Annotated in this window: 18 protein-coding genes; 8 read left to right on the top strand and 10 right to left on the bottom strand. The window is 69.4% G+C overall.

What is annotated here, in order from left to right:
• Positions 1-73 precede the first annotated feature (73 nt).
• Positions 74-799 carry a helix-turn-helix domain-containing protein gene (locus ABCR94_RS19420; RefSeq protein WP_347120677.1) on the top strand — a complete coding sequence of 242 codons (726 nt, stop codon included), beginning with the start codon at positions 74-76 and terminating at the stop codon, positions 797-799.
• 225 nt (positions 800-1,024) lie between these two features.
• Here ABCR94_RS19420 and ABCR94_RS19415 read toward each other — a convergent pair whose 3' ends face one another.
• Complete coding sequence (locus ABCR94_RS19415; protein ID WP_347120676.1) at positions 1,025-2,014, bottom strand: Acg family FMN-binding oxidoreductase; 990 nt, start codon at positions 2,012-2,014, stop codon at positions 1,025-1,027.
• A 538-nt stretch (positions 2,015-2,552) separates the two neighbouring features.
• Positions 2,553-3,416 carry a slipin family protein gene (locus tag ABCR94_RS19410; protein ID WP_347120675.1) on the bottom strand — a complete coding sequence of 288 codons (864 nt, stop codon included), beginning with the start codon at positions 3,414-3,416 and terminating at the stop codon, positions 2,553-2,555.
• A 446-nt stretch (positions 3,417-3,862) separates the two neighbouring features.
• On the opposite strand from ABCR94_RS19410, the gene mgtA reads away from it, so the two are divergent.
• The 3 genes from mgtA (at position 3,863) to kdpB (ending at position 12,028) form a co-directional block, all read left to right on the top strand.
• Complete coding sequence (mgtA, locus tag ABCR94_RS19405; RefSeq protein ID WP_347120673.1) at positions 3,863-6,529, top strand: magnesium-translocating P-type ATPase; 2,667 nt, start codon at positions 3,863-3,865, stop codon at positions 6,527-6,529.
• Between the two features lie 110 nt (positions 6,530-6,639).
• Positions 6,640-9,258 carry a cation-translocating P-type ATPase gene (locus ABCR94_RS19400; RefSeq protein ID WP_347120672.1) on the top strand — a complete coding sequence of 873 codons (2,619 nt, stop codon included), beginning with the start codon at positions 6,640-6,642 and terminating at the stop codon, positions 9,256-9,258.
• A 607-nt stretch (positions 9,259-9,865) separates the two neighbouring features.
• On the top strand, positions 9,866-12,028 hold the full coding sequence (kdpB, locus tag ABCR94_RS19395; RefSeq protein ID WP_521977301.1) for a potassium-transporting ATPase subunit KdpB: 2,163 nt from the start codon (positions 9,866-9,868) through the stop codon (positions 12,026-12,028).
• Positions 12,029-12,182: 154 nt separating this feature from the next.
• Here the strand turns inward: kdpB and ABCR94_RS19390 are convergent, their stop codons facing one another.
• Positions 12,183-12,344 (bottom strand): hypothetical protein, encoded by a 162-nt coding sequence (locus ABCR94_RS19390; protein ID WP_347120669.1) that lies wholly within the window; start codon positions 12,342-12,344, stop codon positions 12,183-12,185.
• Positions 12,345-12,357: 13 nt separating this feature from the next.
• Here ABCR94_RS19390 and ABCR94_RS19385 point away from each other — a divergent pair, with 13 nt between their 5' ends.
• The gene (locus ABCR94_RS19385) at positions 12,358-13,170 is read left to right on the top strand and encodes an SDR family NAD(P)-dependent oxidoreductase (protein WP_347120667.1); all 813 of its coding nucleotides are present in this window, start codon (positions 12,358-12,360) and stop codon (positions 13,168-13,170) included.
• Between the two features lie 145 nt (positions 13,171-13,315).
• On the opposite strand, the gene ABCR94_RS19380 is transcribed toward ABCR94_RS19385, so the two are convergent.
• Both ABCR94_RS19380 and ABCR94_RS19375 read right to left on the bottom strand, forming a co-directional pair.
• Positions 13,316-14,190, bottom strand: a protein-coding gene (locus ABCR94_RS19380) for an IS5 family transposase (protein WP_347119540.1) whose coding sequence is annotated in 2 segments (ribosomal slippage) — positions 13,316-13,852 and positions 13,855-14,190 — 873 coding nt in all. Because the reading frame shifts where the segments join, the coding sequence is not laid out codon by codon here.
• A 43-nt stretch (positions 14,191-14,233) separates the two neighbouring features.
• On the bottom strand, positions 14,234-16,072 hold the full coding sequence (locus ABCR94_RS19375) for an APC family permease (protein WP_347120666.1): 1,839 nt from the start codon (positions 16,070-16,072) through the stop codon (positions 14,234-14,236).
• A 187-nt stretch (positions 16,073-16,259) separates the two neighbouring features.
• On the opposite strand from ABCR94_RS19375, the gene ABCR94_RS19370 reads away from it, so the two are divergent.
• The gene (locus tag ABCR94_RS19370) at positions 16,260-16,799 is read left to right on the top strand and encodes a hypothetical protein (protein ID WP_347120664.1); all 540 of its coding nucleotides are present in this window, start codon (positions 16,260-16,262) and stop codon (positions 16,797-16,799) included.
• Between the two features lie 16 nt (positions 16,800-16,815).
• On the opposite strand, the gene ABCR94_RS19365 is transcribed toward ABCR94_RS19370, so the two are convergent.
• The 5 genes from ABCR94_RS19365 to ABCR94_RS19345 all read right to left on the bottom strand — a co-directional run bounded on the left by ABCR94_RS19365 (position 16,816) and on the right by ABCR94_RS19345 (position 23,738).
• Positions 16,816-17,946 (bottom strand): aromatic ring-hydroxylating oxygenase subunit alpha, encoded by a 1,131-nt coding sequence (locus ABCR94_RS19365; RefSeq protein WP_347120663.1) that lies wholly within the window; start codon positions 17,944-17,946, stop codon positions 16,816-16,818.
• Between the two features lie 11 nt (positions 17,947-17,957).
• On the bottom strand, positions 17,958-19,121 hold the full coding sequence (gene solA, locus ABCR94_RS19360; protein ID WP_347120661.1) for an N-methyl-L-tryptophan oxidase: 1,164 nt from the start codon (positions 19,119-19,121) through the stop codon (positions 17,958-17,960).
• Between the two features lie 12 nt (positions 19,122-19,133).
• A complete protein-coding gene (locus tag ABCR94_RS19355) occupies positions 19,134-21,584 on the bottom strand; it encodes a GcvT family protein (protein WP_347120660.1) in 2,451 nt (816 codons plus the stop codon).
• Positions 21,585-21,651: 67 nt separating this feature from the next.
• Entirely contained in the window at positions 21,652-22,737 is a 1,086-nt protein-coding gene (locus tag ABCR94_RS19350; protein WP_347120659.1) for an S-(hydroxymethyl)mycothiol dehydrogenase, read from the bottom strand.
• Positions 22,738-22,928: 191 nt separating this feature from the next.
• Entirely contained in the window at positions 22,929-23,738 is an 810-nt protein-coding gene (locus ABCR94_RS19345) for an IclR family transcriptional regulator (protein ID WP_347120658.1), read from the bottom strand.
• Positions 23,739-23,892: 154 nt separating this feature from the next.
• On the opposite strand from ABCR94_RS19345, the gene ABCR94_RS19340 reads away from it, so the two are divergent.
• Positions 23,893-24,231 carry a bifunctional 3-phenylpropionate/cinnamic acid dioxygenase ferredoxin subunit gene (locus tag ABCR94_RS19340; RefSeq protein ID WP_347120656.1) on the top strand — a complete coding sequence of 113 codons (339 nt, stop codon included), beginning with the start codon at positions 23,893-23,895 and terminating at the stop codon, positions 24,229-24,231.
• A 23-nt stretch (positions 24,232-24,254) separates the two neighbouring features.
• On the top strand, positions 24,255-25,430 hold the full coding sequence (locus ABCR94_RS19335; protein ID WP_347120760.1) for an NAD(P)/FAD-dependent oxidoreductase: 1,176 nt from the start codon (positions 24,255-24,257) through the stop codon (positions 25,428-25,430).
• The last annotated feature ends 54 nt before the right edge of the window (positions 25,431-25,484 follow it).

Genomic DNA, 25,484 nt, shown 5'->3' with positions numbered 1-25,484 from the left:
CGGACGGTCGTTCCATGCCCCTGGGCAGCCGTCCTCCCCCTGCGTCGCCGTCAATGAAAGGACGTGCTTGCTCATGTCGGAGAATCCGCTGCGCGGCGCCGCTGATCCCGGCCCGGCTTCCGCGGGGAGTGACATCGGCCGACGGGTGTCCGCTCGTCGTGAGCAGCTCGGGCTTTCCCGCGAGGATGTGGCCGAGCGCGCGGGATCCGCACCCGGATATCTCCAGTACGTGGAGGAGCGGTCGGCGAATCCTGGCATCGGGTTCCTCCTGAGGCTGGCCAATGCGCTGGAGACGACGGTCGCCCAACTGAGCGGCGAATCCGTTGATCTGCCGCCCGGTACCGGGCGCGCCGCCTACCACCCCGAACTGCTGGAGCTGAGCGGCGACGAATGCCGTGCCCTGCTGGGAACCCACGGCGTGGGCAGGGTGGCGGTGACCTCGCCGGAAGGACCCGCCATCGTTCCTGTCAACTACCTCGTCGCTGAAGGTGACGTTGCGTTCCGAACGGCCCCCGGTGCGGTCCCGGCGGCTGCGGCAGGGACCGAGGTCGCGTTCGAGGTGGATCACATCGACGATGCGATGAGTCAGGGGTGGAGCGTCCTGGTCGTCGGCGACGCCCGGATGGTCACCGACCCCGATGCCGCACACGTTCTGGATGAGCTGGCACGCACCACACCCTGGGCCGGCGGAGACCGCGCCCTGTGGGTCAGAGTCACACCGGTCCGTGTCACCGGGCGTCGGATCTCGGTGCGGCCGACGCACGCTCCGCCCGAGGCCGGAGACCCCGGGCACGAGTGACAACGCGCACGCGGACCTGAGGCTCGCGACCGGTTCAGGCTGACGGCCCGGTGCCCGTCGGCGCACCGCTCCAGCCGCCGGCCTCGGGTGCGAGTGCGGCACTGCCTTCCCGTCCGACAGGCACGGGAAGGCAGTGCCGACAGGGACCAGGCGCAGAGACCCGGCGCAGAGACCTTTCGGCCCTCGCCAGAGGCGGGCCCCGACCACTGCTGCGCTGTGCCGGCCTCACACGATGTCGAGGATCTCCTCCACCGGGCGACGCGGGGTCGCGGATGTGAGAGGGCCGAAGCCCAGGCGCAGCGCCATCTGTACGTATCCCATGGCTGACTGCGGGTCCCGCACGGCCCAGCGCAGTTCGGGCCATTCCAGGGCATGAGAGGTGAGTGAGGTGGACAGTCCTCGGAGCGTGGCCTCAAGCAGCACATGCTCCATGGCCTGCCCCGCGTGCAGCCAGTCCAGTTCGTGGTCGTCGGGCGTCCCGAGCAGAGCCAGCTGGGGTGACTGCTCGAAGACAGCAGTCCCACGGCCCGGCACGGTTCGTCCGGTCGCGAAGTCCCGCACGGGGGCTCGGCCGTCCCACCTGCGCGGCCCCAATGCGTGATCGGGGACGCCCTGCGTCCGCGAGGCGCCGTCTCCGGCCCCGGCACCCGACCACTGCGCTGTCTCATCTCGTACGGGCGAGGCGGCGCGCTCCCGCTCCTCGGCATCGTCGACCAGATCCAGAACCGACTGCGCATGCCACGGATCCGGGAAGACCAGCTGTGCGCCCTCGTCGGCCGCCGCGCTGCGGAGCCTGTTGCGGACCGTCTCCGAAATCGCCTCGTCCGTGAACGGCTGGCGGCTCGTGTGCCGTAGGCGGATCGCGGGGTACAGCCGGGCCAGATCAGCCTGGGACTTGTCCGATTCCACGAGTCGCACCTCCGCCAGCAGCTCCGGATCGGCGGGATCGGGCAGCAGCGTGGTGGCGGGCTCCCAACCGGCACGCGCGGCTGCGACCCGTAGGTTGAACAACGCCGCGCCACAACCGATGTACAGCGCACGGTGTGCGGGATCGGTCAGGTCCATGGCGCGTTCCAGGTCGGGGCGCAAAGAGAACGTCGCGCTTGCCGTGGCGAAACGGAACCTCCACGGCTGGGCGTTGTGCATGGAAGGGGCCGCTGCCGCGTCCGAGACGAGTGCGGTGATGGTCTCCCTGTCCATGGGCGATTTCGGCATCGGGTCTCCCTGGTGACTCGGGTGAACTGCCTTGTCGACGCTGCTGCGAACGTTGCTCGGTGACGCACGATCGCGGCGGCGGACAGCGTGCCGCGCTGGGGTAGGTCGTGCCAGCATTGTGGAACCCCCGACGCTCTGGGAAGAGGCCAGTGGTCCCCATCGCGTGCCGACAGGACCCCCTCTGGGAGGCGCCGCGGAGCCTGCGCCCGTACGACTACTGTGGGTGACCTTGCATACCGGACTCCGTACTGACAGCGGTGTCCATGGCACCGTCCTTCCGTGCGGCACCGGGCGAATCGGCCTTCGCGCGAGCCGATGCGCGATCAGCCCGGGAGGCCGGACCAGCGCCGCCTGTGTGCCAGTGGCCCATCCGACCCCCCTCCGTCAAGACGCCCCTGGCCGTCGGAACCGCCTGCCTACCACCGTAGCTCTCGCGTGCACGCCCGGCCTGGGGGCCGGTACGAGTCGGTCCATCGCCGCAAGGGCACCTTTCGCGTCCAGACCGGGGGCGCGGCCGGACCAGCGGTGGGAGCGTGACTCACACGGGGTCGGGGGATCCGTTCTGCACCGTGTGCTGCACGGGGCCGGGGATCGTCTTGGTGGAGTCGACCGGCAGTGCGGACGAGGCGGCGGCGGCCGTTTCCCTCGCGAGGAAGGAGCCGAGTTCGCCGATGGTGCTCATGAGGGGGGCGGGGAACACGACCGTAGTGTTCTTGTCCACGCCGATCTCCACCAGGCTCTGCAGATTGCGCAGTTGGAGCGCCAGGGGGTGAGCCATCATCGTGTCCGAGGCATCGCCCAGTGCCGCTGCTGCGAGGGACTCCCCCTCAGCGTTGATGATCTTGGCTCGCTTCTCGCGCTCGGCCTCGGCCTGCCGTGCCATCGCGCGTTTCATGCTGTCGGGAAGCTGAATGTCCTTGAGCTCGACCAGGGTTACCTCCACTCCCCATTCGGCAGTGGTGACGTCGAGGATCTCGCGTATGTCCAGGTTGATGCGATCGGTCTCCGAGAGCGTCTCGTCGAGCGTGTGCTGTCCGACGACCTTGCGCAGAGTGGTCTGGGCGATCTGGTCGATGGCCGCGTGCACGTTCTCGATAGCGACCACTGATTTGGTCGCGTCGACGACGCGGAAATAGGCAACAGCAGACACGTCGACGCTGACGTTGTCGCGGGTGATGATGCCCTGTGACTGGATCGGCATGGTCACAATCCGCAGGGACACTCGGTGCAGTACGTCGACGAACGGAATAATGAATCGGAGACCGGGCGACCGTGTACCGATCAGCCGGCCGAACCGGAACAGCACTCCTTGCTCGTACTGCTTGACGATCTTCATTGCCAGGGCGAGTGCCAACAGAGCCAGAAGGCCGATGATGACGATGAGGGGGATCAGAATCTGCATCGCGTTGCTCCTCAGAGAGAGGACCACGTCGTGCCTGCCCGAGGTCCCGGAGTGCTTCGACACCGCGCCCAGTGAGGCATGAGGACGTTACGAAGGCCGAAGTAGGAACTCCAGGATGGCGTTGCACGAAGGCTGACGGCAGGGCCGACCGGTCCCCACCTGCCCGGTCCCCACGGCCCGCGTGCCCCCGCCTGCCGCCACGGGGTGCTGAGCCGCTCCGACAGGGCCGGTGGGCCCCGCGGAAGGGCCGTTCGGCCCCCGCCACTGGACCCGCACACGACACATGCTGGGGCGGCGGGCAGGACCACGCCCGTGAGCCCTCACCCGCTGAAGTCATGGTGCATGGCCGCCGCGAGGATCAACACCGTAGGGCAGGGATTCGTGTCCATCATCGTCACGCCGTACGGGCGGCACGCGTCCCGGACACGTATCGACAGTGGTCGATCATGGTGAGATCTTCCTCCGCGACAACGCGCACCACCGGCGTCCAGGACATTGGCTCGTCGGCTTGCGTGGCCGTCGACGAAGTCCTGCGCGAGCTGGTGTCGACCAGGGAAGGCCTCTCCGCGGAAGAATCCGCCGAGCGGTTGAAGCGATGGGGACCGAACGCGGTCGCCTCACACAAGGCTCGGGTGCTGCCCGTGCTGTGGCGGCAGATGCGATCGCCGCTGCTGGGCCTCCTGTTCGTCGCCTCGGCCGTCTCCTATGTCGTCGGCCAGCACAGCGATGCGGTGATCATCGGTGTGATCTTGGCACTCTCGGTCGGCCTCGGCTTTGTGAACGAGTACCGCGCGGAGAAGGCCGCCGAAGCCCTGCACGGACAGATCAGCCATCAGGCCGTGGTGATGCGCGACGGACGTGCCAACGCGGTGGAGGTCTCCTCCCTGGTGCGGGGCGATGTGGTGAGAATCAGGCTGGGCGACATCGTGCCGGCCGATCTACGGCTGCTGGAGGTCACCGGCCTGGAGTGCGGCGAGTCGGTGCTGACCGGCGAGTCGCTGCCCGTCCCCAAGGAAACCGCCGCAGTCTCATCCGGCGCGGTGCTCGCGGAGCTGTCCAGCTGCGCGCTGATGGGCACGGTGGTGCACGCGGGAAGCGCCCTGGGTGTGGTGGTCACCACCGGTGCGGCAACCGAGTTCGGGAAGATCGCAGCCGGACTGAGCAGTCATCAGCTGGAGACCGAGTTCCAGCGGGGACTGCGTCGATTTTCCATGCTGCTGGTGTACGTCGCCGGCACGCTGACGACGTCGATATTCGTGATCAACCTGGTGCTGCACAAGCCGCTCATCGACTCACTGCTGTTCTCGCTGGCCATCGCTGTCGGAATCACTCCGCAGCTGCTGCCCGCCGTGGTCTCCAGCAGTCTGGCGGCCGGCTCGCGGCGGATGAGCCGTCAGAAGGTCCTCGTCAAACGACTGGTGTGCATCGAGGACCTGGGCGACGTCGACGTGCTGTTCACCGACAAGACCGGGACGCTGACGCAAGGCCGTATCGACTTCATGAGGGCGCTGCCCGCAGGCAGCCGAAGTCCTGAGGAGGTGCTGCGGTGGGGACTGCTGTGCACCGATGTCAACGCCGACGGCAGCCAGGTCCTGGGCGGCAATCCACTGGACACAGCGCTGTGGGAGGCTGCCGCCGCGCGGCCGAAGGACACGGACACGGACGCGACCGAGTACCAGCGAGTCGGGATGCTGCCGTTCGACCACGAGCGACGCATGATCTCCACCGTGGTCCGCGCCCCGACGGGTGACACCGTCCTGATCACCAAGGGCGCTCCGGAGGGCGTCCTGGAGCGTTGCGAGAACGTACCCGCGAAGGCGCGCACGCTGCTGGCCAAGGAGTTCGCGGCCGGCAACCGGGTGGTCGCCGTGGCCACCCGAAACGCCCCAGGACTGGTCCGGCCCACCGCTGCCGACGAACACGGCCTGGAACTGGTCGGACTGCTGGTCTTCCTCGACCCGCCCAAACCCGACGCCGCGGCGGCGCTGCTCCGGCTGGCGGAGCTCGGCATCACGGTCAAAATCGTCACCGGAGACAACCCGGCCGTCGCCCTCAGCGTCTGTCAGGAGCTCGGCCTCACCAGCTCCGGCGCGCTCACCGGCACCGACCTCGACGCCATGGACGACGCCCGGCTCACCGCGGCGATCGCACACACCACGGTGTTCGCCCGCGTCAATCCGGAGCACAAGGCCCGCATCGTGCGCGTGCAGCGCACTACCGGTCACGATGTCGCCTTCCTCGGCGACGGTGTCAACGACGCGCTCGCGCTGCACGCGGCAGACGTGGGCATTTCCGTCGACTCGGCCACCGACGTCGCCAAAGACGCAGCCGATGTCATCCTGCTCGAAAAGAATCTTGATGTCTTGGCGGACGGAGTCGTCGGCGGCCGACGGATCTTCGCCAACACCATCAAGTACGTGCTCATGGGAACGTCCAGCAACTTCGGCAACATGTTCAGCGCCGCGGGGGCCTCCCTGTTCCTCGGCTTCCTGCCGATGCTGCCTTCGCAGATCCTGCTCAACAACCTGCTCTACGACACCAGCCAGCTCGCGATTTCCACGGACCGCGTGGACGAGGCACAACTGCGACGCCCTTCGCATTGGGACATCCGGTTCATCCGCCGTTTCATGATCTTCTTTGGTCCACTCAGTTCAGTGTTCGACTTTGCGACCTTCGGCGTCATGCTGTGGGTCTTCCATTCCGGACCCGCGCAGTTCCGGACCGGATGGTTTGTCGAGTCGCTCGCCACCCAGACCTTGGTGATCTTCGCGATCCGCACGCGCCGTATCCCGTTCTGGCGAAGTCACCCCAGCCTGCCATTGACCCTGGCTGCTCTCGGCGTTGTCAGCGTAGGAGCCCTTCTTCCCGCTACACCGCTGGCCGGCAGGCTCGGGTTCCAGCCGCTTCCGCTGGGCTTCTTCGTCGCGCTGGTCGCCATGGTGGTCTGTTACCTCGCTCTGATCGAGGGAGGCAAGCGAATCTTCTACCACCGCACCACGCCCATTGCCGGATCGCGGGACACAACAGGCCACCACCGTCTCCTACGTCGTCGTGCTGCCAGGTTCAGCACTGCTCTCCCGCGCGGCCTCTCACCCCACCCCGTTGAGAGATGAGCCAAGCAGGCGGCCGATGCCGCCCAACCCGGAATTGCGCGACCATCACACACCGCGCTCACCACCCCGGGCCCGCAAGACCATGAGGGCCTGAAACAACCGGAGTCACCATGCCCCTCACGTCCGCCCCCCTTTCGGGTGCCGCTGCCCGGGCGACGGGCCTCAGCCAGGAGCAGGTTTCCCAGCTGCTGGCGAAGTACGGTCCCAACGAGCTCGGCGAACAGCGCAAAGTATCGCTTCACTCACGTATTCTCGTGCAGCTTCGCGACCCGCTGATCATTGTGCTGCTGGCAGCAGTGGCACTCACCGTGGCAACCCAGGATTATGCCGATGCGGTCGTCATCTGTGTGGTCGTGCTCTTCAACACCACCGTCGGGGTGGTGCAGGAGGTGCGCGCCGATCACGCGGTCGCGGCCCTCTCCGCCATGACCGCGCCCACCACGCGCGTACTGCGCGGCGGGACGGGACACGAGGTGAGCTCGTCAGCCGTGGTACCGGGTGACGTCCTGCTACTCGGCGAGGGCGACATCGTCCCCGCTGACGCCACGCTCATGCAGGCCGCCGCCCTGCTGATCGACGAGTCCGCGCTGACCGGCGAATCCGTACCGGTCGACAAGGATGTCGACGGAACGGATCCGCACACGGGTCAACTGCAGGCGGGAACCGTCGTACTGCGTGGCCGAGCGGTCGCCACCGTCACCGCCACCGGGCCGCGCAGCGCTCTCGGCGTGATCGCCGCCTCGCTGCATCCCCGGCAGCAACAGACTCCGCTCCAAAAGCGCCTGGCCGGTCTCGGCCGGGTCCTGGCCCTGGTCACCGTAGGGCTGTGTCTCCTCGTGCTCGTTCTGGGGCTGGTGCGCGGCCAGTCCTTGGAGATCATGGCGGTGACGGCCATCAGCCTCGTCGTGGCTGCCGTCCCGGAGTCACTGCCGGCCGTCGTCACGCTCGGCCTGGCGCTGGGCGCGCGTCGGATGGCCGCCCGCAACGCCGTGGTGCGCCGCCTGTCCGCAGTGGAGACCCTGGGGTCGGTCACCGTATTGGCGACGGACAAGACAGGCACCCTCACTGAAGGCCGCATGGTCGTCGAACGCGTGTGGACCCCCGCTCATGGCACGGTGACCTTGACGGGCGCGGGGTACGAACCCGTCGGGGAGATTCTGGTGGCCGGTCGCCCTCCGGAACCCGCCGCCGAAGGCGCCGTACGAGAAGTGCTCGTCGCAGCGGCGTTGTGCAACGACGCGTCGCTGCTTCCGCCCGGGGAAGCAGACGCACCATGGGCTCCGCTCGGCGATCCGACAGAGGCCGCGCTGCTGGCCGCCGTCGCCAAGGTGGGCTCCGGCCGCGACGAATTGGCGCGCGCATACCCCCGCGTCGACGAGGTGCCGTTCGACAGCCTGCGCAAGCGTATGACCACCATCCACCGCGCGCCCTCCGGGACGATGAAGATCTACCTCAAGGGCGCGCCTGAAATGGTGCTGGACTCAGCGCTGTTGGACGAGAGCCCCGCGGCGCTGGAGTGTGCGCGAGAGAAGGCCGCTGCTCTTTCAGCCGAGGGCTACCGCGTCCTGGCCGTGGCGGCAGGTTCGTCCGACCGTATTCCTGTTCCGATCGAGGAGTCGGAACGCGGCTTGCGGCTGCTGGGGCTGACGGCCATCAGCGACCCGCCCAAGGAGGCAGCCAAAGCGACCGTGCAAGCCTGTCGGCTGGCCGGAATCACCCCTGTTCTCATCACCGGCGACCACCCGGCGACTGCTCGCGCGATCGCGCTGAGGGTCGGTATCCTCACCGGCGAAGCCGCCACCATGGCGAACTCTGTGGCCACCGGCAAGGAGTTGGCCGCCGGACAGGTCCCGGACCTCACTCAGGTCAGGGTATTCGCCCGGACCACGCCCCAGCAGAAACTGGACATCGTCCAGGCGTGGCGTGCCCGTGGGGAAGTCACCGCGATGACGGGTGACGGCGTCAACGACGGTCCCGCGCTGCGGCAGGCCGACATCGGCGTGGCAATGGGGCGACGGGGAACCGAAGTCGCCCGCCAAGCTGCCGATCTGGTCCTCACCGACGATGAACTGACCTCGGTGATCTCGGCCGTGGAAGAGGGCCGCCGCGTCTACGCCAACATTCGCCGCTTCCTCATCTACGCCCTGGCCGGCGGTGCTGCGGAAATCCTGGTGATGCTCATTGGCCCCATGCTCGGGCTGGCGTTGCCTCTGCGCGCGGGCCAGATTCTGTGGATCAACCTGCTCACTCACGGTCTGACCGGCGTAGCCATGGGCGCCGAACCGGTCTCGGCCCACGCCATGCGCCGCGCACCGCGCCCGCCGCAGCAGCACGTACTCGGTGACGGGCTGTGGCAGCGGGTGCTGCGACTGGCGGTGCTGGTCACGGCCGCCAGCCTCGCTGCCGGCCTCTGGGTACGGCACACCGGCGGCCCCTGGCAGACCGTCCTGTTCATCGCTCTGCTGGCCGCCCAGCTCGGCGTGGCTCTGGGGCTGCGGGAGCGACTGTTCACGCGCCAGAATCTGTCCCTGCCCGCAGCCGTGCTCGCCGCCGCCGGCCTTGGCGCCGCCGCACTGTACGTCCCCTTCCTGGCGGACCTCTTGCACACCTCGCCGCCGCCCTGGTCCGGTATCGCGCTCGCCGCGGCTGCCGGCCTGATCAGCTTTGGCGCAGCGCGCGCCGAGAGCTGGTGGGCGAGGACCGCCGAGCAGACGACTGCCGCACCGTGAGCCGGACCTACGCGGCGGTGAGCCGCTCCCCCGCCACGATCCGCAGAGCTTGCCCCGGGGTGAAACACGCGGCCGAAGGCCATTGGCCCGACCGATCCCGGCCGATCCCGGCCGAAACGCCGGACGGGTCCGCGACCCCCCTCGTTGGTCGCGGACCCGTTCAACCCTCGTGTCGTGAGCAACCGGTACGCGGCATACGGTCGCGCCTGTCCGACTGCACACCGGGCGCTACGACTCCCCGTCACGGGTGGTCGCCCGCCCCCTCTCACGTCGGCAAGTCTGCAACCGCTCGCGATCACCAACGCCCCCTCTTGATGCTCCACTGACGATCTTTCGACACCTCCTGATACAGCCTTGACGGTCACATCCTGCGGTCCGTAAGAGAGCCGCAAATACCGGCTCAGCCGGGCCATTTGGACCGCCGCGGGGGCTTAGGTTCGACTGCACCCGCCTCCCCGGCGGATGAGTACGCGTTGGCATGCCCGTCATCACGTCGCCGCGTCCCGGCAGCCCTTCCTCATGGGCCAGGGCCAGGGCCAGTGCACGGTTTCAGGCGGGCGGGCGGAGCCACTCATTCCTTGCCGACCCCGTCAGAAGGCCGTCAGCCATGCTTCCCGCCGCTCCATCGTCCGCCCCTACGTCACCGCAGGGACGTATGCCCCGAACCGGCCCTGGCCCCCAGCCGTCCGGGCATCGGCGCGCATCTGGTGGCCTCTTCGAGCCCGCGCAGTTGGTGAAAGGCCTCCCCGAAGCGCTGCGCAAGCTGCATCCGCGCGACCTCGCCAGAAACCCTGTGCTGTTCGTGGTGGCCACCGGCTCCGTGCTCACCACGCTCTCCGCGGTGATTCATCCGTCGGTATTCACGTGGGTGATCAGCTGCTGGCTGTGGTTGACCGTCGTCTTCGCCAACCTCGCGGAAGCCGTCGCCGAAGGCCGGGGCCGCGCGCAGGCGGACTCCTTGCGCAGGACGCGTACGGACACGGTGGCGCTGCGGCTGCGCAACAACTGGCGGATGGGGCTGGACCTCGACCGCGCCGAGACCGAGGCCGTCGCCGCCAGCGCTCTCCAGCCCTTCGACTTCATCCTCGTCTGCGCGGGCGAGCTCATCCCGGCGGACGGCGATGTCGTAGACGGCATCGCGGCCGTGGACGAGTCGGCGGTCACCGGCGAATCGGCGCCGGTCATCCGTGAGTCGGGCGGCGACCGCAGCGGTGTGACGGGCGGGACGACCGTGCTGTCCGACCGGATCGTCGTACGCGTCACCTCGCGCCCCGGCCACTCCTTCCTGGACCGGATGATCGCGCTGGTGGAAGGCGCGACCCGGCAGAAGACCCCGAACGAGATCGCCCTCAACATCCTGCTGGCCGCGCTCACCATCGTCTTTCTGCTCGTCGTGGTGACGCTCCAGCCCATGGCCGCCTACGCCGGCGCCGCACAGTCCACCACCGTGCTGGTCGCCCTCCTGGTCACGCTCATCCCCACCACCATCGGGGCCCTGCTGTCCGCCATCGGCATCGCGGGCATGGACCGGCTCGTGCAGCGCAATGTGCTGGCCATGTCGGGCCGGGCGATCGAGGCCGCGGGGGACGTCAACACCCTGCTCCTGGACAAGACCGGCACCATCACCCTCGGCAATCGCGAAGCCGCGAGCTTCGTCCCGCTGCCCGGCGTCGATGAGCTGCATCTCGCCGACGCCGCCCAGCTCTCGTCGCTGGCTGACGAGACCCCGGAAGGCCGCTCGGTGGTCGTGCTCGCCAAGCAGCGGTACGGGCTGTGCGAGCCGGCCGAGGGTGAGCTGAGCCATGCGACGTTCATGGAGTTCAGCGCGCAGACCAGGATGAGTGGAGTGACCCTGCGCTGGGACAACGGGGCCGGCTGCGCCATCCGTAAGGGCGCGACGGCCGAGGTCATCAACTGGGTGGAGCTGCGCGGCGGCACGGTCCCCGCCGAGGCTCGCTGGTTCGCCGATGCCATCGCCGCTTCCGGCGGCACACCGCTGCTGGTGGCGGTGCACGACTGGAACGGCCCGAGGGTGATGGGAGTCATCCATCTCAAGGACGTGGTCAAGGACGGCATCAGCGAGCGGTTCGGCGAGCTGCGTCGCATGGGCATCCGTACGGTGATGATCACAGGTGACAACCCGCTCACCGCCAAAGCCATCGCCCGGGAAGCTGGTGTCGACGACTACCTCGCCGAGGCCACGCCCGAGGACAAACTCGCCTTGATCAAGCGCGAGCAGGCCGGCGGCAAGCTGGTGGCGATGACGGGCGACGGTACGAACGACGCCCCCGCGCTGGCGCAAGCGGACGTCGGCGTGGCCATGAACACCGGCACCTCAGCCGCGAAGGAGGCCGGGAACATGGTGGACCTGGACTCCAACCCGACCAAGCTCATCGAGATCATCGAGATCGGCAAGCAACTCCTGATAACCCGGGGGGCGTTGACCACGTTCTCCATCACCAACGATGTCGCGAAGTACTTCGCGATCGTCCCCGCCATGTTCACCGGCGCCCATCCCGGGCTGGAAGCCCTGAACATCATGGGGCTGCACAGCCCCACCTCGGCGATCACTTCCGCGATCATCTTCAACGCGCTGATCATCATCGCGCTCATCCCGCTGGCCCTGCGCGGCGTGCGCTACACCCCCGCCTCCGCCCACGACCTGCTACGGCGCAACCTCACGCTCTACGGCCTCGGCGGCCTCGTTCTGCCCTTCGTCGGCATCAAGCTGATCGACCTCCTGGTCTCCCGAGTGCCGGGCCTCGGCTGAGTACGCGGCCGGACCCGTCATCAGGGCTTCGTCAAGGACAGCTCGTCCCTCTTGAAGCCGTTATGCGGCCCGGGTTGGATGGAGGGCGTGAACACCCGTCTGCGCCACGACGACCGGCCACCTCATGCGGTGGTCCGTCGGCCTCGCGCGCAACTCACGCGCTGACGCCCTCCTGACGAAGGCCGATTCCTGTCTTCGCACGCACGGCTCTTCGCACATACGGCTCTTCGCGCGTACGGCTCTTCGCGCGTACGGCCTCAGCCGCGTTCACCTTCACACCCCGCACATCGACGCCGTCGACCGTGCCTGCTCTCACCCCAGGACACCTCATGCCTTCAGCATCGCCGGACCGCCGTACCGCTCTCGTAACCGGAGCCACCTCCGGCATCGGCTGGGAGACCGCCCGGCTCCTCGGGAAGCAGGGTTGCCATGTCGTGGTCCACGCACGCGACTACAGCTCCGGCGAGGAGGCCATCACCCGGCTCGTGGCTGCGGGCGTTGCCGCCGACCAACTCGACCTGGCCGTCGCCGACTTCTCACGTCTGGACGAAGTCCGCTCCATGGCGCAGTCGGTGGCCCGCCACCACCCCGCCATCGACATCCTGATCAACAATGCGGCCGTCGCCGCCCCGGAGCGCCACACCATCACCGCCGACGGCGTGGAGCTGTCCTTCCAGGTCAACTTCCTCGCCGCCTACGTCCTCACCCGCGCCCTGAAAGGCCCGCTCACCGCACGAGCCGGCAGCCGTGTGGTCAACGTGTCGTCGTCGATGCACCGCACCGCATCCATTTCCTGGAACGACATCAACCGCACCCGCCGCTACTCCAGGCTGGCCGCCTACGCCCAGTCCCAGCTCGCACTGACGGTCTTCGCCCGAGCCGAGGCACCGCAGGGCTGCACAGTGGTGAGCATGCACCCGGGCATCTGCGAGACCTCACTGCTCCCGCTGTACGCGCATGCAGGCGACTCGCCCGCTCAGGGCGCCGCCCGCGTGGCGCGGCTGTGCGACCCGGCCACCGAGGTCGAACCGGGCGCCTACTACGACCGCACCGCGCTCTCCCCGGCCGCGCCCGTCGCCACCGAGGACCGCACGGTGCGCCGCCTCGTCAAGCTGGCCGACGCGCTGGCCAAGGCCGCCTGAAGGACCTGTCCAGCACGGCGGGCCGGGGGTGAACGCCGGGTTGGGGACGGCACCATCAGGGCCGTCCCCAACTCACACCCGGTGCATCAGCAGTGCTGCGCGTACGCCGTTGACCGCCTCCTAGGGCCTGTTGCGAAAGTGCTGGTCACAGCCACTCATTGATGGCTGCGACGAGGATGGTGGCTTCGTAGCGGACGGCGAGTTTGTCGTATCTCGTGGCGACGGCCCGGTGACGTTTGAGGCGGTTGATCCCGCACTCGACTGCGTGGCGTTCGCGGTAGTCGGCCTTGTCGAACTTCGGCGGTCGGCCGCCACGGGAACCAAGCTTCCTGCGGTTGCGGATCTGGTCCTTCTTCTCCGGGATCGTGCAGCGGATCCCGCGTCTGCGCAGGTAGGCGCGATTCTTCCGGGAGCCGTACGCCTTGTCGGCGCGGACTTTGGCGGGCCGTTTGCGGGGACGCCCCAGCCCCTTACGGGGTACCCGGATGCGCTCAAGTACCGGTTCGAACTGCGGGGAATCGCCGCGCTGCCCGGCCGTGATCACGATGGACATGGGTTTTTGCCCCTGCTCGACAGCGAGGTGAATCTTGGTGGTCAGCCCACCGCGTGAGCGCCCGAGCCCGTGGTCGTCCGGCTCGGTCTCGACACCTCCGGGCGGCTCCTTCTGGAGATCCCCCTTTTCACCGCACCGGCGGCGTGCTGATGGGCTCGGCACACCGTTGAGTCGACACTCACATCCCAGGTGATCAGGTCCTTCGCGTCGGCCTGGGCCTGCAGTTCGGTGAAGATCCGCTTCCAGGTGCCGTCCCGCTGCCAGCGCCGGAACAGATCGTAGACCCGGTCCCACGGCCCGTACCGCTCGGGCACATCCCGCCACGGCGTGCCGGCCCGGGTCCGCCACCGGATGCCGTTGATCAGCTGCCGCCTGGGCCATATCGGCGGCCGGCCGGACTTACTGCCCTTCGGCAAGAGCGGTCCCAGCCGTACCCACTGTTCGTCTGTCAGATCTCCACGCGCCACACCGTGATCGTTTCACAGTCAAGATCCACTTTCGCAACAGGCCCTAGGTGAGGCGGAAGCGCAGGCGGCAGATCACGGCGTCCGTGTCGCGGCGTACGGCGTGCGCGACGACTGCCCCCCGCTGGTTCTGCAGCACTCGCTGCCACCAGTGGGCCGGTTCGACTTCGGCCACCAGGACGGTGATCCGCGTGCCGGGAGTAGCGGACAGCTGCCGTACGTACGCGGCCACGGGGCGGCCCAGTGTGCGGCGTTGCGAGGTGAGCCGGACCAGCGGTACGCCGGGATTCCACCGGGCCCAGTCCCGTTCCAGGGCCTCTGTCTGGGCGCGGTCCTCGGGGTCGGGGTGGCAGACGGTGACCGCGAACACCTCGTCCCCCAGCGACACGGCGGCGGTCAGTGCCTCACGGGTCAGCCGGGTCAGGGAGGACACCGGCACGACGACCACGGAGCGGTCCCGCTGCGGGGGCTCGGGGATGCGGCCGACTCCGAGGCGTTCTCCGATACGGGTGTACGCGCGGTGGACCGCTTCGAAGGCCGCCACCAGCAGCGGAAGGGTCACCACCACGAGCCAGGCCCCGTCGTGGAACTTGGTGAGGGTGACGACGATCGCACTGACACCGGTGAGCAGGGCGCCCAGGCCGTTCAGCCACGCCTTGCCGGTCCACCTCGGGCCACGTACCCGGCGCCAGTGGATGACCATGCCGGTCTGGGCGATGGTGAAGCCGACGAAGACACCGATCGCGAAGAGCGGCACGAGGGTGTTGGTGTCCCCGCCGGAGAAGACCAGGAGCAGCGCGGAGACGAGTGCCAGCGCCAGGACGCCGTAACGGTGGACCTGGCGGTCGGCCCTCAGGCCGAAGACATGGGGCAGGTAGTTGTCCCGGGCGAGCAGCTTGAGCAGGACGGGCAAGCCGCCGAAGGAGGTGTTCGCGGACAGCGCCAGCAGGGCCACGGTGGCGAACTGGACGACGTAGAAGCCGGTGTGGTGACCGATGGACGCGTCCGCCAGCTGCGCGAGCACGGTGACACCTTCGACCGGCTGGAGCTCGAAGCGCGAGATGAGGACGGACAGGCCGATCAGCATCACGCCGAGCAGTGAGCCGAGGGCGACTTCCGCGTGCTGGGCGCGGCGGACTGCCGGGGCGCGGAACGCGGGCACGGCGTTGGCGATCGCCTCGACACCGGTCAGTGCCGAACAGCCCGACGCGAACGCCTTGAGCAGGAGCAGCACGCCGACGGTGGTGGCGTTGTCACCGAGGACGGACGCGTGGCCGGCAGCCGCTTCGGTGGAGGCGGGCGCGTCCCGGAAGAGCCCCACCACGATGACGACGAAGATCGCGCCGATGAATACAGCGGTCGGCACGATGAAGGCCCGCGCGGATTCGACGATCCCGCGCAGATTGATGGCTGTGATCAGTACGAGCACGGCCAGGCAGATCGGCAGCCGGTCGTCGTACAGCGAAGGAAAAGCGGACGTCAGAGCGGCGACACCGGCGGTGACAGCCACGGCGACATTCAGCACGTAGTCCAGGACCAGTGAGGCGGCCGCCACCAGGCTCGTACGACGCCCCAGGTACGTCCGGGCCACGGCGTAACTGCCCCCGCCGTCGGGGAAAGCGGCGATCACCTGACGGTAGGAGGCGACCAACAGGGCCAGGAGGGCGGCGATGAGGAGGGTGACGGGGACGGTGAATCCGAGGCCGTGGCCACCCGCCACAGCGAGGACGAGGACGATCGCTTCCGGCCCATAGGCGACGGAAGCCATCGCGTCGAGGGACAGGGCGGCAAGCCCGGTGACGGCCGTGAGCTTGTGCCGCGCGTCTGTATCTGGAGGCTCCTCGACGCCGGACTTCGCGTCGTTCTCCGAGGTCAAGATGGTCATACGGATCAGCGTGCGGGCGCGTGCGGGCGCCAGGGATCAGCACTGGCGTGTTCTTGGCGCGAATCAGTGTCTTCTTCACGCATCTCTGACGGGACTACGGGACGGCCGTCAAGGACCCGCTCGCGCACCGTCAAGATCGCGTCAATCTCAGCAGAGCCGGGCTGCCTTCGGCTCTACGGTCGCTGCCATGAGACGTATCCATGACGTCGGGCGCGTCACGCCTGGTGCATCAGCGGTGCGGGACAGCGGCTGGGCCGCGAACGCGAAGTTCGCGGTCGCCTGCGCGTTGCTGCTCCTCGGACTGTTACTGCTGATCGACGCGGGCGCGGCCAGTCTGACGGGGTCGCGCGCCGTGCTGTGGGCCGCGCTCGCCGTCCTGCTGTTCGTCGTGCTTCTCCCCCCGAGAGTCTCCGCGTGCCCGGGCCGGCTGGCGTCGCGAGGTCTGCTGCGCGAGCGCGTCGTGCGCACGGACCGCCTGGTGTCGGTGCGCTGGACCGACGGTGTGGCGCGGCGGCTGATCCTGCGGGACGCGGACGGGGGCCGCGTCGAGATCGACCCGGAGGTCCTCGTCACCAACCCGCCGCTCTGGCGGCTGCTCGACGAGGACGCTCGCGCCTGCCACGCCCGCGGGTCGCTCCTGTGCGGTGCGATCGGAATGCGGCAGTTGTCGGCCCGTATCGACCGTGAGACCGCGCGAGCCGTCTTCAAGGTGTCCGATCTGAGCTAGTGATCCGACCGTGCGCTCAGCCGGTGGCACCGAGCCGGTCGGCGACCCAGGTGTGGAACGCCCCGATGTGGTGCTCGGCCGGGACGAGGACACCGCCGTCGCGGTACGCCCGGGAGGCCATCGCGGGCTGGGTGCGCTCGCAGGCGTCGAAGTCCTGGGCGTTCACACGGTGGAACAGCTCGACGGACTTGTCGAGGTCCGCGCCCGACGCGACGACCCCCGGGGCGTACAGCCAGTCGCACTCGACGATCGTGCGGTCCTCGGCCAGCGGGAACATCCGGTGGAAGATCACGTGGTCGGGGACCAGATTGACGAACACCTGCGGCTTGACGGTGATCGCGTAGTAGCGGCGGTCCTGCTCGTCCGCGATCCCGGCCAGCCGCTCGAACCCGGCGCTGCCGTCGACGGTGAAGCCATGGGCGTCCGCGCTGAACTCGGCGCCGTGTCCCACGTAGTACTGCGCGGCCAGACCGTCCGCGAACTCCGGTAGTACATCGGTGAGTTCGGGGTGAATCGTGGCGCAGTGGTAGCACTCCATGAAGTTCTCGACGATCAGCTTCCAGTTGGCCCGTACGTCGTAGCGGATGCGCCTGCCGAGGGCCAGGCCCTCGGTCTCGTACGCCTCGATGGACTCTGTGTCGCCCAGCCGCTCCACGACCTCGCCGATCACCGTCTCGTCGAAGGACGGCGGCTCGTCGGCCAGGCAGACCCAGGCGTAGCCGAGCCACTCGCGGACCGCCACCTTCACCAGGCCGTACTGGTCGCGGTCGACGTCCGGCATCTTCACCAGGTTGGGTGCGGCGACCAGTTTGCCGTCGAGGCCGTACGTCCAGGCGTGGTACGGGCACTGGAGGTTGCGGCGGACCTCGCCCGCCTCCTCGGTGCACAGCCGGGCGCCGCGGTGGCGGCACACGTTGAGGAAGGCGCGCAGTTCGCCGGTGCGGGTGCGGGTGACCAGTACGTTCTCGCGGCCGACCTGCACGGTCCGGAAGGCGCCGGGCCGCTCCAGGTCGGCGGAGCGTACGGCGCAGTACCAGAGGGCCTCGAAGATCCGCTCCTGTTCCTGCCGGAAGATCGCCGGGTCGGTGTAGAAGTGGCCGGGGAGCGTGGAGATCAGGCTGCCGGCGGTGGGAGGGCTCGTCGTCATGGGGCTGCCTCTCAGGCGGACGCGGCGGCGAGCCGGCGGGGGTCGAACAGCTCGATGGGGTGCCGGGTGGCGCCGTCGACGGCCAGGTCCGCGAGGATCTCGCCGACCACCGGGACGAACTTGAAGCCGTGCCCGGAGAAACCGCAGGCGACAGTGACGGAATCGGGGTGCGCCGGATGGCCGGCGATCACGAAGTGCTCGTCGGGGGTGTTGGAGTACATGCAGGTCGCGGCCTTGAGGAAGCGGCCTGGGAGGGTGGGGATACGCGGGGCCATCTGGGCGGCCATGGCGGCGACCTCGTCGTCGTACACCGTCCGGTCGATGGTCTCCGGGGTGCAGACGGTGCCCCTGCGGAAGAAGGCGACCTTGGCGCCCTTGTCCGGGCCGTCGATCGCCGGGAAGCCGTAGACCTGCACTCCCGCCGCATCCTCCCAGATGTAGATGGGGTGCTGCGCGGGGAGGAAGGGCCGGGTACCGCCGGTGGGCTCGAACCAGTACATGACCTGGCGTTCGATGGTGAAGGGCACGCCGATGTCGGTGAGCAGCTGCGGCGCCCAGGCGCCGGGGCAGATGACCAGATGGCCTGCCGTGTACGTGTTCTCCGCGGTGTGCACCCGCACACCGCGGCCGCCGCCGAGCGCCTCCCAGCGGGTCATGGGCTCGTTGAAGTACAGGTCGGCGCCGTGCCCGGTGGCGAGTTGGAGGTGGGCGGCGACGGTGTGCTCGGGCCTGACCAGGCCGGCCCTGGCCTCGTAGAGCGCGACCTCGTCGTCGCCGGGGGTGAGGGTGGGGAAGCGGCGCCTGATCTCGGGGGCGTCGAGCATCTCGTGCGGCAGGTCCCACTGCCGGGCGGAGAGCAGCGAGCCGGAGACGGTACGGGAGTCGGGGCGGCCGATCATGACGCCGCCGCACAGGGTGGCGACCTCGCGGCCGGTGTCGCGGCCGAGGCGTTCGTACAGCTCGTAACTGCGCAGCAGCAGCGGTACGTACGCCGGGTCCTCGAAGTAGGACTGCCGGGTGATGCGTGAACCTCCGTGGCTGGAGCCCCTGTTGTGGACCGGGCCGAACTTCTCCAGGCCGAGTACACGGGCGCCGCGGGCCGCCAGGTGGTGGGCGGCGGCGCTGCCCATGCCGCCGAGGCCGACGACGATCACGTCATGGGTGGGTGGTGGCATCGGGGGCCTCGCTCACTTCAGGATGTGGGTCATCTTCGGGTCGAAGAGGGGCTCTTCGACCACGGTGGCGGCGGTCTTCTCGCCGAAGTACTCGATGTGTACGGGGGTGCCCGGCGCCAGCGGCGGGAGCCAGGCGTAGGCGACGCAGCGGCCGAGTGTGTAGCCGTATCCGGCGCTGGTGACGTAACCGGCGGCGGGCCCGGCCGGGTCGATGTACACGGGTTCCTTGCCGAGGACGACGGCCGCCGGGTCGTCGAGGGTGAGCGCGGTGAGTTTGCGGGCCGGTTCACCGAAGGCCGCGAGGGCGTCGCGGCCGATGAAGTCGCCCTTGTTCATGCGGACGGCGAAGCCGAGGCCGGCCTCGTACGGGTTGTGCTCGGCGGTCATGTCGTGGCCCCAGGCGCGGTAGCCCTTCTCCAGTCGCAGGCTGTTGAAGGCGGAGCGCCCGGCGGCGATCACACCGTGCGGCCGGCCCGCCTCCCAGAGGGTGTCCCAGAGGTGGAGTCCCAGGTCGGCGGTGGTGTAGAGCTCCCAGCCGAGCTCGCCGACGTAGCTCAGCCGCATGGCGGTGACGGGGACGTGGCCGATGTGGGTTTGGATGGCTTTGAAGTAGCCGAGGCCCTGGTGGGAGAGGTCGTCGCGGGTGAGCGGCTGGACGAGGTCGCGGGCCAGTGGGCCCCAGACGCCGATGCAGCAGGTGCCCGCGGTGATGTCCCTGATGTGTACGTCGTCGGGGGCGTGGCGCAGCAACCGGTCGAGGTCGGCGGGGGTGTTGGCGCCGAGCTGGAAGTGCTGCTCGGCGAGCCGGGCGACAGTGAGGTCGGACAGGACACCGCCCGTCTCGTCGAGGAGGAGCGTGTAGGTGACCGAACCGGGCTTCTTGGCAAGGTTGTTGGTGGTCATGTGCTGGAGGAAGTCGAGGGCGCCGGTTCCGGTGACCTCCAGCCGTCGCAGCGGCGTCATGTCGTACATCGCGACCTGCTCGCGGGTCGCCCTCGACTCGGCGGCGGCGATCGGTGACCAGTGGCGGGCCGACCAGGGTTCACGGGTGGGGAGTTGCTCGGCTGTGGCGAGTTCGGCGTTGGCTTCGTACCAGTGCGGGCGTTCCCAGCCGCCGCCCTCCAGGAAGTGTGCGCCGAGCTGGAGTTGGCGGGCGTAGAAGGGGCTGACGCGCAAGGGGCGGGGCTGCTCCATGCTCTGGAGGGGGTGGATGACGTCGTACACCTCGATGAACTGCCGTGCGGCCCGCTCCTCGACGTACGCGGGTGAGCTCTGCGCGCTCTCGAACCGGGACACCTCGCATTCGTGCAGGTCAAGGGATGCGCGGCCCTCGGTCATCCACTCGGCGACGGCCTTGGCGACACCGGCGGAGTGGGTGACCCAGACGGCTTCGGCGAGCCAGAAGCCGCGCAGCGCGCTGCTCTCGCCGAGGACGGGCATGCCGTCGGGGGTGAAGGAGAAGACGCCGTTGAAACCCTCGTCGACGCGGGTGTGGGCGAGGGCGGGCAGCAGGGTCTTGCAGTCCTCCCAGCTGGGGGCGAAGTCCTCTTCGGTGAAGGGGTACGAGGACGGCATCACGGGGGCTTCGTCGTAGCGCGGCACGGTGAACGCGTCGACGGGCAGCGGGCGGTGGGCGTACGAGCCGATGCCGATGCGGTCGGTGTGTTCCCGGAAGTACAGGTCGCGGTCCTGGTGGCGCAGGATCGGCCTACTGGCCTCCGTGCGGGGGTTGTTGACGCCCGCGAGTTCGGCGAGCGGCGTGGTCTTCGCGTACTGGTGGGCGAGGGGCAGCAGCGGGATGTCGACGCCCGCCATCCGGCCGATCACCGGGCCCCAGAAGCCCGCCGCCGACACGACCAGGTCGGCCGCGAAGGACCCGCGGTCGGTGGTGACACCGGTGACGCGGCCGCCGCGCTGCTCGATGCCGGTGACGGTGGTCCGGTCGAGGAAGCGCGCGCCGCGGGCGCCCGCCCGCTCAATCTGCGCTTGGCAGGCGGGCAGTGAGCGTGCCAGGCCGTCGCCCGGGGTGTGGAATCCGCCGAGGATCCGCTCGCGGTCGAGGAGCGGCCAGAGCTTGAGGCACTCGTCGGGTCCGATGATCTCGCCCTCGATGCCCCACGACGCGGCGAGTCCGGCCTTGCGGTGGAGGTCGGCCCAGCGCTCGGGGGTGGTGGCGAGTTCCAGGCCGCCGACGGCGTTGAAGCAGGACTGCCCGTCGACCCGGAGCGCGCTGAACTTCTCCACGGTGTACTGGGCGAAGGCCGACAGGGTCTTGGACGGGGAGGTCCGGTAGACCAGGCCGGGGGCGTGCGAGGTGGAGCCGCCGGGGGCGGGGAGCGGGCCCTGTTCGAGGACGGTGATGTCACTCCAGCCGCGGGCGGTGAGCTCGTCGGCCAGGGAGCAGCCGACGATGCCGGCGCCGATGACGACCACGCGGGGGCTGGTTGCGGGCGTGCTGGACATGCCCCTCCTTGCGGTGAAGTGGCTTACGGGGAAACGGTGTTGGACGGGCCGCCGACGCCGCGAGGCGTCAGAGCACCACCACTGAGCGGAGCACCTCGCCGCGCCGCATCTTGGCGAAGGCCTCCTCGACGTCGTCCAGGGCGATCGTCTCGCTGACGAAGGCTCCCAGGTCGAGCTTGCGGCTGAGGTACTGGTCGATCAGGATCGGGAAGTCCCTGCTGGGCAGGCAGTCGCCGTACCAGGAGGACTTGAGGGCGCCGCCGCGCGAGAACAGGTCGATCAGCGGGATGTCGAGCATCATGTCGGGTTCCGGTACGCCGACCTGGACGAGGATGCCGGCGTGGTCCCGCATGTAGAAGGCCTGGCGGTACGTCTCGGGGCGGCCCACCGCGTCGATGGCCACATCGACCCCGAACCCGCCGGTGAGTTCGCGTACGGCCTCGATCGCGTCGGTGCCGCGGGAGTTGACGGTGTGGGTGGCGCCGAAGCGGGTGGCGCCGTCGAGCTTGGCGTCGTCGATGTCGACGGCGATGACGCGGCGGGCTCCGGCCAGCGCGGCTCCGGCGATGGCGGCGTTGCCGACGCCCCCGCAGCCGATGACGGCGACGGTGTCGCCGCGGCCCACGTTGCCGGTGTTGACGGCAGCTCCGTAGCCGGCCATCACGCCGCAGCCGATGAGGCCGGCCGCTTCGGGCCGGGCGGCGGGGCTGACCTTCACCGCCTGGCCTGCGGCGACCAGCGTCTTCTCGGCGAAGGCGCCGATGCCCAGGGCGGGGCTGAGCGCGGTGCCGTCGAGCAGCGTCATCGACTGGGCGGCGTTGCGGCTGTCGAAGCAGTACCAGGGGCGGCCCCGGCGGCAGGACCGGCAGTCGCCGCACGGGGCACGCCAGGCGAGGACGACATAGTCGCCGGGGGTGAGGTCGGCGACGCCCTCCCCGACGGCCTCGACGATTCCGGCGGCCTCGTGCCCGAGCAGGAACGGGAAGTCGTCGTTGATCGCGCCCTCCCGGTAGTGCAGGTCGGTGTGGCAGACCCCGCACGCCTGCACGGCCACCAGGACCTCTCCCGGGCCCGGGTCGGGGACGATGATCGTCTGCACCTGGACGGGTGCACCCCTCTTCGCGGCAACAACCGCACGGACCTCGTGTGGCACGACCGAGCCCCTCTCCTGTTGCGCAGTGCAAGAACCATTGCGCTATGAGAGACATCTTGAGAACGCCATCAGGGACTCGTCAAGAGGGCTGAGACATGGATTCACAAAAGTCCGGGCGCGCCCAGGACGCCCCGGGCACACCGGAGCGCGGGACCGTATACCATCCGGTCCCGCGCTCCGGCGACTCTCCGTCAGGTGCGGTAGCCCATGCGGTACGAGAGTTCACCCGCCGCATCGACGGCCGACTTGGCCAGCTCGCGCAGCCGCTCCTCGTCCATCCGGTACACCGGCCCCGAGATGCTGACCGCGCCGATGACCTGGCCGTCGTGCGCCCGCACCGGCGCCGCGACCGCGCTCAGCCCGACCTCCATCTCCTCGGCCACGACGGCGTAGCCCTGGGCGGCGATGTCCGCCAGCTGGGCCCGCAGCTCGGCGGCGGACGTCACGGTGCGTTCGGTGAATCTCGGCAGTCTGCGGGCCAGGACGATCTCCTGCATCGGGGTCGACAGCCCCGCGAGCAGCACCTTTCCGCTGGAGGTGGCGTGCAGCGGCGTGCGCCGGCCCAGCCAGTTCTGCGCGGTGACGGACGCCGCGCCGCGCGCCTGCATCACATTGACCGCGCCGTCGTCGTCGAGGACGGCGATATTGACCGTCTCGCCCGCGTCGTCGGCCAGCTCACGGACGACGGGCGCGCTCTCCTGGGAGATATCCAGCCGTCCCGCCGCCGCTCCGGCCAGCCGCAGCACTCCGGCCCCCAGGTAGTACTTGCCGCGGTCCTTCGCCTGCCCGACGAGACCGCGGTTCTCCAGCACTCCGAGCAGCCGGAACGCGGTCGACTTGTGTACGTCCAGCTCGTCGGCGATCTCCGTCACCCCGGCCTCGCCGAGCCTGGCGAGTATTTCCAGCACACTCACCGCACGGTCCACCGACTGCACCGCACTCGCGGCCCCCTTGGACCGCCTCACCTCGTCGGACCCCTCCGCATTGCTCTTGCTCGCCATGTGTCCGCTCTCACCGCCCGGCGGCCGATTCCCGGCCGACATTCAGGGGGGCCCTTGACGCAGCGGCTCCCGATCCGGATTCTGTTGCGCATCACGCGCTTCGATGCGCCATATGGAACGCCATGTTACCGAAGAGTGAAACCTGGGGGCTCTGGTGAATCCCGTCTTCCACCTCGACGATCTGCCCGAAGGCGAATCCCTGCGGCTGCCCACAGAGCCGCCGATCGCCGTCTTCCACACCGAGGGCACGCTCTACGCGATCGACGACACCTGCTCCCACCAGGATGCCTCCCTCTCCGAGGGCTGGCTGGAGGGCTGCTTCGTCGAATGCCCGCTGCACGCCGCCCTGTTCGACCTGCGCACCGGGCAGCCCAGCTGTCTGCCCGCACGCCGTCCGGTGCGAACCCACCGGGTGACGGTCGACGCCTCCGGCGGCGTGCACGTCCAGCTCGCCACCGGGGAAGGGCACGCCGAGGAAGGTACCGCCGCATGAGCACCCTGCCACTCACGGACCCCATGGGCACCATCGCGGTCGTGGGTGCCTCGCTCGCCGGGCTGTACGCCGCGAGGGCGCTGCGCGACCAGGGATTCGACGGCAGGCTGGTGATCATCGGGGATGAGGCCCACCGCCCGTACGACCGCCCGCCGCTGTCCAAGGACTTTCTCACCGGAGCCATGGCAGAGGACCAGCTGGCCCTCTGCGACGCCGAGGAGGAGACCGGACTCGGGGCCGAGTGGCTGCTCGGCGTCCGCGCCGACGGACTCGACCCGGCCACCCGCACGATCCAGCTGGACAACGGCCGTACGGTCCGGGCCGACGGCGTCGTCATCGCCACCGGCGCGACCCCGCGACAACTGCCGGGCGCCGCCGCACTGCGCGGCGTACACACCCTGCGCACCCTCGACGACGCGCGTGACCTGCGCGCCGAACTGACCGGGCGGGCCGGGCGCCAGGTGCGGGTCGTGGTCGTCGGCGCGGGGTTCATCGGCTCGGAAGTCGCCTCATCCTGTGTCTCGCTGGGCCATCACGTCACGGTGGTGGAGGCCGCGCCACTGCCGCTCCTACCCCAGCTCGGCGATGCCATGGCAGGGATCTGCGCCGCTCTGCACGCCGGGAGCGGGGTGGAGCTCATCACCGGCACGGGAGTCGCGGCCCTGCACGGCGCCGACGCGGTGAGCGGCGTGGGCCTCACCGACGGACGGCTGCTGCCCGCCGATGTGGTTGTCGTCGGCATCGGCGCCGCGCCCAACACGCGGTGGCTCCACGGGTCTTCGCTGGCCGTGCGCGACGGGGTGCTGTGCGACGACGGCTGCGTCACCGCGCTGCCCCGGGTGGTGGCGGTGGGCGATGTGGCGCGGGTGGGCGGCGTCCGCGACGAGCACTGGACCAGCGCCACCCTGCAACCCGCCGTCGCCGTGCGGAATCTGCTCGCCGGGCACACCGTGCACCGCGCGCGCCCGCTGCCGTACTTCTGGTCCGACCAGTACGGCGTACGCATCCAGTTCGCCGGCCGGTCGCTGCCCGGCGCCACCACGCGGATCACCGAGGGGTCCGTGGCGGAGCACAGTTTCCTCACCCTCTACGAGCGCGAAGGCGCGGTCACCGGCGTACTCGCCGTGAACCGCCCACGTCCCTTCATGCGGGTACGACGCGAACTCGCCCGCACCCAGGAGCCGGTGGCCACCGGCTGACGAGGCCACCGGCTGACCTGGCCACCGACTGATCCGACCACCGGCCGACGTGGC

Source organism: Streptomyces changchenzhani (assembly GCF_039766235.1).
In the GTDB taxonomy this organism is placed as follows: Bacteria; Actinomycetota; Actinomycetes; order Streptomycetales; family Streptomycetaceae; genus Streptomyces.
The sequence above is the reverse complement of the archived record's forward strand: the minus strand, read 5'-3'. Positions and strand labels throughout refer to the sequence as shown.